The organism is Aquabacterium parvum (assembly GCF_001447195.1).
In the GTDB taxonomy this organism is placed as follows: Bacteria; Pseudomonadota; Gammaproteobacteria; order Burkholderiales; family Burkholderiaceae_C; genus Aquabacterium; species Aquabacterium parvum.
The window spans coordinates 1-744 of sequence record NZ_LFRI01000388.1; the positions used below are offsets into that span (position 1 = coordinate 1).

The following is a 744-nucleotide window of genomic DNA, read 5'->3' on the forward strand; positions in this document are numbered from 1 at the left end:
CCACATCCATACCGGGTTTCACTTTCCAGCGGAAGGTCTTCATCGTCCACCTCCGGAGAACAGGCCACCATCACGCATCTGTGTCTGAATTTCATCACGGGCACCCTTGCGGGCCATGTCATACACCGCCTTCAGAGCAGCCGGACCTATCTGCCCGTTCGTGCCGTCGTTGTTAATCACCACATGGTTATTCTGCTCAAACGTCCCGGACGCCTGCGACCGGCTGTCTGCCATGCTGCCCGGTGTACCGACATAACCGCCGGTGGCATAGCCGCGCATCAGCCGGTAAAGATTCCCCACGCCAATCCGGCTGGTTGCCTCCTTCGTGAAGACAAACTCACCACGGTGAACAATCCCCGCTGGCTCATATTTGCCGCCGGTTCCCGTAAATCCTCCGGTTGCAAAATGGAATTTCGCCGCAGCGGCCTGAATGGCTGTACCGCCTGACGCGGATGCGCCGCCACCAACAGCCCCGCCAATGGCGCTGCCGATACTCCCGACAATCCCCACCATTGCCTGCTTAAGCAGAATTTCTGTCATCATGGACAGCACGGAACGGGTGAAGCTGCGCCAGTTCTGCTCACTGCCGGTCAGCATCGCCGCCATATTCTGTGCAATACCATCAAAGGTCTGCGTGGCTGCACTTTTTACCTGCGACATACTGTCCGTGGCGCTCTCTTCCCACTCACTCCAGCCGGACTTCAGGCCTGCCATCCAGTTCCCGCGAAGCTGGTCTTCAGCCGC

Annotated in this window: 1 protein-coding gene; it reads right to left on the minus strand. The window is 58.7% G+C overall.

The annotated features are described in order from the left end of the window. Positions 1-39: 39 nt before the first annotated feature. Positions 40-744 (minus strand): phage tail tape measure protein (locus ABG80_RS16235; protein ID WP_083506197.1); only part of this gene is annotated, 705 nt, incomplete at its 5' end.